This window comes from Mycobacterium sp. (assembly GCF_035653355.1).
In the GTDB taxonomy this organism is placed as follows: domain Bacteria; phylum Actinomycetota; class Actinomycetes; order Mycobacteriales; family Mycobacteriaceae; genus Mycobacterium.
The window spans coordinates 1-7,554 of the sequence record NZ_DASRBZ010000055.1 but is presented as its reverse complement, the minus strand read 5'-3'; the positions used below and the strand labels follow the sequence as shown (position 1 = coordinate 7,554).

5 protein-coding genes are annotated in these 7,554 nt (G+C 65.1%); 2 read left to right on the top strand and 3 right to left on the bottom strand.

All coding sequences use genetic code 11. From position 1 onward, the window contains the following. The coding region (locus VFA16_RS01825; protein WP_324966178.1) for a VOC family protein at positions 1-379 on the bottom strand (379 nt) is incomplete at its 3' end. An 81-nt stretch (positions 380-460) separates the two neighbouring features. Here VFA16_RS01825 and VFA16_RS01820 point away from each other — a divergent pair. Together VFA16_RS01820 and VFA16_RS01815 are read left to right on the top strand one after the other, a co-directional pair. Beyond that, a complete protein-coding gene (locus VFA16_RS01820; RefSeq protein WP_324966177.1) occupies positions 461-1,642 on the top strand; it encodes an acetyl-CoA C-acetyltransferase in 1,182 nt (393 codons plus the stop codon). 189 nt (positions 1,643-1,831) lie between these two features. Beyond that, positions 1,832-2,737: a tetratricopeptide repeat protein gene (locus VFA16_RS01815; protein WP_324966176.1), complete on the top strand. Its 906-nt coding sequence runs from the start codon at positions 1,832-1,834 to the stop codon at positions 2,735-2,737. 33 nt (positions 2,738-2,770) lie between these two features. Here VFA16_RS01815 and glgB read toward each other — a convergent pair whose 3' ends face one another. Further along, positions 2,771-4,978, bottom strand: a complete 2,208-nt coding sequence (gene glgB / locus VFA16_RS01810; RefSeq protein ID WP_324966175.1) for a 1,4-alpha-glucan branching protein GlgB — start codon at positions 4,976-4,978, stop codon at positions 2,771-2,773. A 7-nt stretch (positions 4,979-4,985) separates the two neighbouring features. Continuing rightward, on the bottom strand, positions 4,986-7,088 hold the full coding sequence (locus tag VFA16_RS01805; RefSeq protein ID WP_324966174.1) for an alpha-1,4-glucan--maltose-1-phosphate maltosyltransferase: 2,103 nt from the start codon (positions 7,086-7,088) through the stop codon (positions 4,986-4,988). Between the last annotated feature and the right edge of the window lie 466 nt (positions 7,089-7,554).

Genomic DNA, 7,554 nt, shown 5'->3' with positions numbered 1-7,554 from the left:
GCCGCGGGGCGTCATACAGCAGTCGGACACCTTGATCGCGCAGCCGCTCGGTGAGCGCGTCGAGGTCGCTGACCCGGTACGCAAGCTGCTGGATGCCGGGCCCGCGCTTGTCCAAGAACTTCGCGATCACCGACGACTCGTCGAGCGGAGCCATCAGCTGCACCTGCGCGCTGCCGACTGGGGCCCCGCGCACCGACAACATGGCCTCGCGGATCCCCTGGTCGTCGTTGACCTCCTCGTGCAGCACGATCATTCCCAGGTGGTCGTGATACCACGTGATGGCTTCGTCGAGGTCAGGTACAGCGATGCCGACGTGGTCAACCGCTGTCACCAACGCAGTAGCCAGGGCGCGACGGACGTCAACGTGATCGGTGGTCATAACGCCACGGTAACCTGATGAGAACGATTGCGCCTCTCCGATCGGCCAAATCGGCCGTCGACGCCTGCCCTGGAGGTACTCATGACGACGTCGGTCATCGTTGCTGGAGCCCGGACACCCATCGGCAAGTTGATGGGCTCGCTGCGAGACTTTTCGGCCAGTGATCTCGGTGCCATCGCGATCGCGGGCGCCTTAGAGAAGGCCAAGGTGCCGGCGTCGCTGGTGCAGTACGTGATCATGGGTCAGGTGCTGACCGCCGGTGGGGGCCAGCTACCGGCCCGTCAAGCGGCAGTGGCGGCCGGTATCGGCTGGGACGTCCCGGCGATGACCATCAACAAGATGTGCCTGTCCGGTCTGGACGCGATCGCCCTCGCTGACCAGCTGATTCGTGCTGGCGAATTCGATGTGGTGGTGGCCGGCGGGCAGGAATCCATGACCCAGGCGCCGCATCTGCTGGTCGGTAGCCGGGCCGGCTACAAATACGGCGACGTGACGGTTTTGGACCACATGGCCTACGACGGCCTGCACGACGTGTTCACCGACCAGCCGATGGGGGCGCTGACCGAGCAGCGCAACCAGGCGGACAATTTCACCCGCCGCGAGCAGGACGAGTTCGCTGCGCGGTCGCATCAGAAGGCGGCTGCGGCCTGGAAGGACGGCGTCTTCGCCGACGAAGTAGCGCCGGTGAGCATCCCGCAGCGCAAAGGCGATCCACTGCAGTTCAGCGAGGACGAGGGCATCCGCGCCAACACCACCGCCGATTCGCTGGCCGCCCTCAAGCCGGCGTTTCGCCCGGACGGCACCATCACCGCCGGCTCGTCGTCGCAGATCTCCGATGGTGCTGCCGCGGTTGTCGTGATGAGCAAAGAGAAGGCCACCGAGCTGGGGCTGACCTGGCTGGCCGAGATCGGCGCGCACGGTGTGGTGGCCGGGCCTGATTCCACGCTGCAATCACAGCCCGCCAACGCGGTCAAGAAGGCCCTGAAGCGGGAAGGCATTTCCGTCGACGACCTCGATGTCGTGGAAATCAACGAAGCGTTCGCCGCGGTGGCCCTGGCCTCCACCAAAGAACTCGGCGTCGATCCCGACATCGTCAACGTCAACGGAGGCGCGATCGCTGTCGGTCATCCGATCGGCATGTCCGGAGCCCGTATCACGCTGCATGTTGCCCTCGAGTTGGCGCGTCGCGGCTCCGGATACGGGGTTGCAGCGCTCTGCGGCGCCGGCGGCCAAGGAGACGCACTGATCCTGCGGGCCGGCTAGCCGACACTGTCATCGCCCGGCCCGGTTGCTGGATCGTTGCTGGTGCGCACTATCGCCGCGCGATGTGATTTTCGTCATAGGCGCTGATCAGAGTGCATGTCGGCGCAGCTCTGGCCCGTTTTGTGCGATGAGCAGTGTGGTCGCAACCGGGTGGACTGGCACCCGAAGCGGCGTGACAAACTTGGTGACGTGACGCGTTCCCGTCCCCCGATCGGGCCCGCCATGGCCGGTGCGGTCGATCTGTCCGGCCTCAAGCAGCGAGCCCAGCAAAAGGCTCCAGCCGGTGGCGATGCAGCACCGGCGCAGCAGGTGGGCACTGAGATCACCGAGGCCAACTTCGAAGATGAAGTGCTGATCCGGTCCAATCAGGTGCCGGTCGTCGTTCTTCTGTGGTCGCCGCGCAGCGACGTCTGCCTTCAGTTGGCCGACACCTTTGCCGACTTGGCCGCCGCCGACAACGGCAAGTGGTCGCTGGCGACAGTCAACGTCGACGCCGTGCCCAGAGTGGCCCAGATCTTTGGCGTGCAGGTGGTTCCGACGGTGGTGGCGTTAGCTGCCGGACAACCCCTGTCGAGCTTTCAGGGAATGCAGCCGGCCGATCAGCTGCGCCGTTGGTTGGACTCGCTGCTTTCGGCGACAGCCGGAAAGCTCAGCGGCGCAACGACTTCCGGTGAACCCGAGCAGATCGACCCCGCATTGGCGCAGGCGCGTGAGCAGCTGGAGGCCGGTGACTTCGCCGCCGCGCGGGACTCGTATCAAGCCATCCTGGACGCCAACCCGAGCCACGCCGAAGCCAAAGGCGCGATACGTCAGATCGACTTCCTGCTGCGCGCTACCGAACGGCGCCCCGACGCCGTGGCCGTCGCCGACGCCGCCCCCGACGACATCGAAGCTGCGTTTGCCGCCGCCGACGTGCAGATTCTCAACCAAGACGTCAACGCCGCGTTCGACCGGCTGATCGCCCTGGTCAAGCGAACCTCCGGCGACGAGCGCAGCAAAGTACGTACCCGGCTGATCGAGTTGTTCGAGCTGTTCGACCCCGCCGACCCCGACGTCATCGCGGCTCGGCGCAACCTCGCCAACGCGCTGTACTGAGCGCGGTACGGCGCCGCGCTACATCCCCTCCCGCTACGCAGGCTCCAGCCACAGTGCCGACGTCGGCGGCAGCACCAACACCGCCGACGCCGGGCGGCCATGCCAGGGGTCGTCGGTAGCCTCGACGCCGCCCATGTTGCCGATGCCGCTGCCGTTGTAATCGGTCGCGTCGGTGTTGAGCGCCTCGCGCCAGCGGCCGGCGGACGGCAGGCCGAGCCGGTAGCCGCTGTGCTCGGTTCCGGCGAAATTGAATACACACGCCATCACCGAGCCGTCGCTTCCGTAACGCAGGAAACTCAATACGTTGTTGGCCGAATCGTTGGCGTCGATCCAGGAATAGCCCTCCGGCATGGTGTCCTGACTCCACAGCGCGGGGTGGTTGCGATAGATCTCATTGATGTCGCGCACGAAGCGCAGGATCCCGTTGGAAAAGCCGTTCTCTTCCAGCTGAAACCAGTCCACGCCGCGTTGCTCGGACCATTCGGCGCGCTGGCCGAACTCCTGACCCATGAACAGCAGCTGCTTACCCGGGTGCGCCCACTGGTAGGCCAACAGGCAGCGCACTCCAGCGGCCTTTACGTGATCATTGCCCGGCATCCGGCCCCACAGCGTGCCCTTTCCGTGCACCACCTCGTCGTGGCTGATCGGCAGCACGAAGTTCTCGCTGAACGCGTACAGCATCGAGAACGTCATTTCGTGGTGGTGGTAGCTCCGATAAATCGGGTCACGGCTCATGTAGTGCAGGGTGTCGTGCATCCAGCCCATGTTCCACTTCATCGAAAAGCCCAGTCCGCCAACGCTGGTCGGTCGTGATACGCCCGGCCACGAGGTCGACTCCTCGGCGACGGTCACAATGCCTGGCGCCACCTTGTGCGCGGTGGCGTTCATCTCCTGCAAAAACTGCACGGCTTCCAGGTTCTCGCGGCCACCGTAGATGTTCGGCGTCCAGCCGCCCTGCGGGCGTGAGTAGTCGAGGTAGAGCATGGAGGCGACAGCATCCACCCGTAAACCGTCGACGTGGAACTCCTGGAGCCAGTACAGCGCGTTGGCCACCAGGAAATTGCGGACCTCGGGCCGGCCGAAGTCGAAAACGTAGGTGCCCCAGTCGAGCTGCTCTCCACGTTTGGGATCGGAATGTTCGTACAACGGTGTGCCGTCGAAGCGGCCGAGTGCCCACGCGTCTTTCGGGAAGTGGGCTGGTACCCAGTCGACGATGACGCCGATGCCGGCCTGGTGCAGCGTGTCGACAAGGGCACGGAAATCGTCGGGCGTGCCGAACCGCGACGTCGGCGCGTAGTAGGAGGTGACCTGGTAGCCCCACGACCCGGCGAAGGGGTGTTCGGCGACGGGCAGCATCTCGACATGGGTAAAGCCGTGGGCGACAACGTAATCCGTCAACTCACGAGCGAGGTCGCGGTAGCTGAGGCCCGGACGCCACGAACCCAGGTGTACCTCGTACGTGCTCATCGGCTCGAAAACTGGATTGCGCTGCGCGCGCTGAGCCATCCAGTCGGCGTCACCCCACGTGTAGCTGCTCGTAGTCACCCGCGAGGCGGTCTGCGGCGGCACCTCGGTGGCGAACGCAAACGGGTCGGCCCGATCGGTGACCACACCATCGGCGCCATGCACCCGGAACTTGTACAACCCGTCGGTCGGAAAGTCGGGCCAAAACAGTTCCCACACGCCCGAGGAGCCCAGCACGCGCATCGGGGCGTCGTTGCCGTTCCAGTGGTTGAATTCGCCGATCAGGCTGACGCCCTTGGCGTTGGGCGCCCACACGGCGAACGACACACCTTCGACGACGCCGTCCGCGGTGGTGAAAGAACGCGGATGCGCGCCCAGCACCTCCCAAAGTCGTTCGTGGCGGCCTTCTGCGAACAGGTGCAGGTCGACTTCGCCCAGGGTAGGCAAGAAACGATATCCGTCTGCCACGGTATGGACGTCGGGCGTCTCACCGCTACCCTGATAGCTCACCTCGAGGCGGTAGTCGATGAGGTTGACGAACGGCAACGCAACTGCGAACAAGCCATAATCGATGTGCTGCATGGGGTATCGCCGGCCGCCGACCAGCGCGACAACCTCGACCGCGTGCGGCCGAAATGCCCGGATGACGGTGTGATCGCCGTACTCGTGGGCACCCAGGATGCTGTGGGGATTGTGGTGTTCGCCTGCCGCCAGTCGCGACAGCTCGCTGGAGTCGGGAGCCAGATGCAGTGCAGCGAGTTGGTCGCTTCGTGTCATTACAGCCTCACCTCCGGCGCAACAGCGTCATTCGTGATGCCTCGGGAATCAGCGGCATGTTGATGATGTGGGCCACCGACCTGGCAGGGTCGATCCGGACGTAGTTGGCTGCTCCCCATTGGTATTCCTCGCCGGTGATCTCGTCTCGCACCCAAAATCGTTCATAGGGCTCCATACCCAGCGCGGGCATGTCTAACCACAGTGTTGCCTCCTCAGGGCCAAAGGCATTCAGCGTCACCACCACCAACACACAGTCACCTGTGGTCGGGTCGAACTTGCTATAGGCCAGGAGTGCATCGTTGTCGATGGGGTGGAAGTGAATGGTGCGCAGTTCACGCAACGCCGGGTGCAGCCGACGAATCTCGTTGAGCCGCTTGATGAACGGCTCCAGCGAACGTCCTTCGGCCAGCGCACCGGCAAAGTCGCGGGGTCGCAGCTCGTATTTCTCGGAGTCGAGGTATTCCTCGCTGCCTTCGCGCACAGCGCGGTGCTCGAAAAGCTCGTAGCCGGAGTACATGCCCCAGGACGGACCCATGGTCGTCGCAAGGACCGCGCGGACGGCGAACATACCGGGCCCGTTGTGCTGCAGTACGGCATGCAGGATGTCGGGAGTGTTGACGAACAGGTTGGGCCGGCGGAAGTCGGCGAATTGGGCGATCTCGTTGCCGAACTCGGTGAGCTCCCACTTGGCCGTGCGCCAGGTGAAATACGTGTAGGACTGGGTGAAGCCGAGCTTCGCGAGCCCGTATTGGCGGGCCGGCGGGGTGAAGGCCTCCGACAAAAACAGGACGTCGGGATCGACTGCCTTGACCTGACCGATCAACCACGCCCAGAAGTCCGGGGGCTTGGTGTGCGGATTGTCGACCCGGAAGACCTTGACGCCGTGGTCCATCCAGTGCCGCACGACACGCAAGACTTCGTCGTAAAGACCGGCGGGGTCGTTGTCGAAGTTGAGCGGATAGATGTCTTGGTATTTCTTCGGCGGGTTCTCCGCGTAGGCGATGCTGCCGTCGGGCAGAACCGTGAACCATTCCGGGTGTTCTCTAGCCCAGGGATGATCCGGCGCACACTGCAGCGCCAGATCCAGCGCGACCTCCAGTCCCAGGTCGCGGGCCGCCGCCACGAAGTCGTCGAAGTCGTCGATGGTGCCCAGCAGCGGGTGCACCGCGTCGTGGCCGCCCTCGTCGCTGCCGATCGCCCACGGCGATCCGACATCGCCGGGCGCGGCGGTGGCGGTGTTGTTGCGGCCCTTGCGGTGGACTTTGCCGATGGGGTGAATCGGTGGCAGGTACACCACGTCGAACCCCATGTTCGCGATGCGCGGCAGTGTCGCGGCCGCAGTGGCAAACGTGCCGTGCACCGGCTTCCCGTCGGTGTCCCAGCCGCCGGTCGAGCGGGGAAACATCTCGTACCACGCGCTGAAGCGGGCCAGCGGACGGTCCACCCAGACGCCGTACTGGTCGCCGCGGGTGACCAGCTCGCGCAGTGGGTAGCGGCGCAGCAATTCGTCGATCTGCGGGCTTAGCGCCAGCGCGGCACGTGTCAGCGGATCCCCGGGCGCGCGCAGGGCCTTCGCGGCCGCCAGCAACGGGTCACGCTCGCTGCGCGGCACGCCGGTGGCGGCGCGGTCAAACAGCCGCGCGCCCACAAGCAGATCGTTGGACAATTCGGTTTCGCCTTGACCGGCGTCGAGCTTGGCCACCACAGCCTCGCGCCAGCTGTGAATCGGGTCACCCCAGCCGTCCACTCGAAACGTCCACAATCCCACGCGGTCCGGGGTGAACTGACCGTCAAAAACGAAGGGCTCCTCGCCCATGGTCATGGGAACCAGCAGCGGCTTGACTCGCGCGTGCGCGGCCGCGCCGGATGCTACGGCGGCCCCGGTCGTTACCGCCTCGGTGACCTGAACCGCCTTGAGCCGGCGCATTTCGGTCACTTGCGGGTAGCGCGGCCCGAGATATCGCACCACCAGGGTTGCTGCGACCGCTTCGTGTCCTTCTCGCCAGACCGCGGCCCGGACCGGGACCACTTCGCCGACGACGGCTTTTGCGGGATACCTCCCGCACGAAACGACGGGCTGGACGTCATCGATCTCGACACGACCGGGCACCCGCCACTCCATCCTGCTGTATCCGTAGTCGCGTATTTCCTCGCGCGGTCAAACCGCGATGTTGGGGGAAGCTCTGTGCGCCCAATACCCACCGTAATGTCCAGCCACACGCGGGGCGCGGTAGCGGTGGCTGTGGCGAACTACGCCCAGGCCGGGAACCAGTGAGGTTATGAGTCCGCCGGTGCTGGTCAGCGACCTAGACCGGCTTTGGGATCCGACATGACGTCGGCGAGCTCGCTAGGGACAACCGTTATCGCGAGCCTTGCGCCACCCGCGCCGTAAAATCAGCCGGACCTTCTAGGCAGCACACAACCATGGCCACCTCCGCGCTTTGGGCAGGTGGTCCAAGGATCGAAACTAGTGCAGTTCGACTCGGCTACGAGGACGGTGGTGGTGCGACGGGTCGGCATGCGCTGGCGCCGGGGTTCCACCAGTTGCTTCTAGACTCAGTCGATACGCGGCGCGG

What these genes read in the sequence shown, in the direction of transcription:
- VFA16_RS01820 (WP_324966177.1), top strand. Translation starts at nt 461, where the DNA reads ATGACGACGTCGGTCATCGTTGCTGGAGCCCGGACACCCATCGGCAAG.
- glgB (WP_324966175.1), bottom strand. Translation starts at nt 4,978, where the DNA reads ATGACACGAAGCGACCAACTCGCTGCACTGCATCTGGCTCCCGACTCC.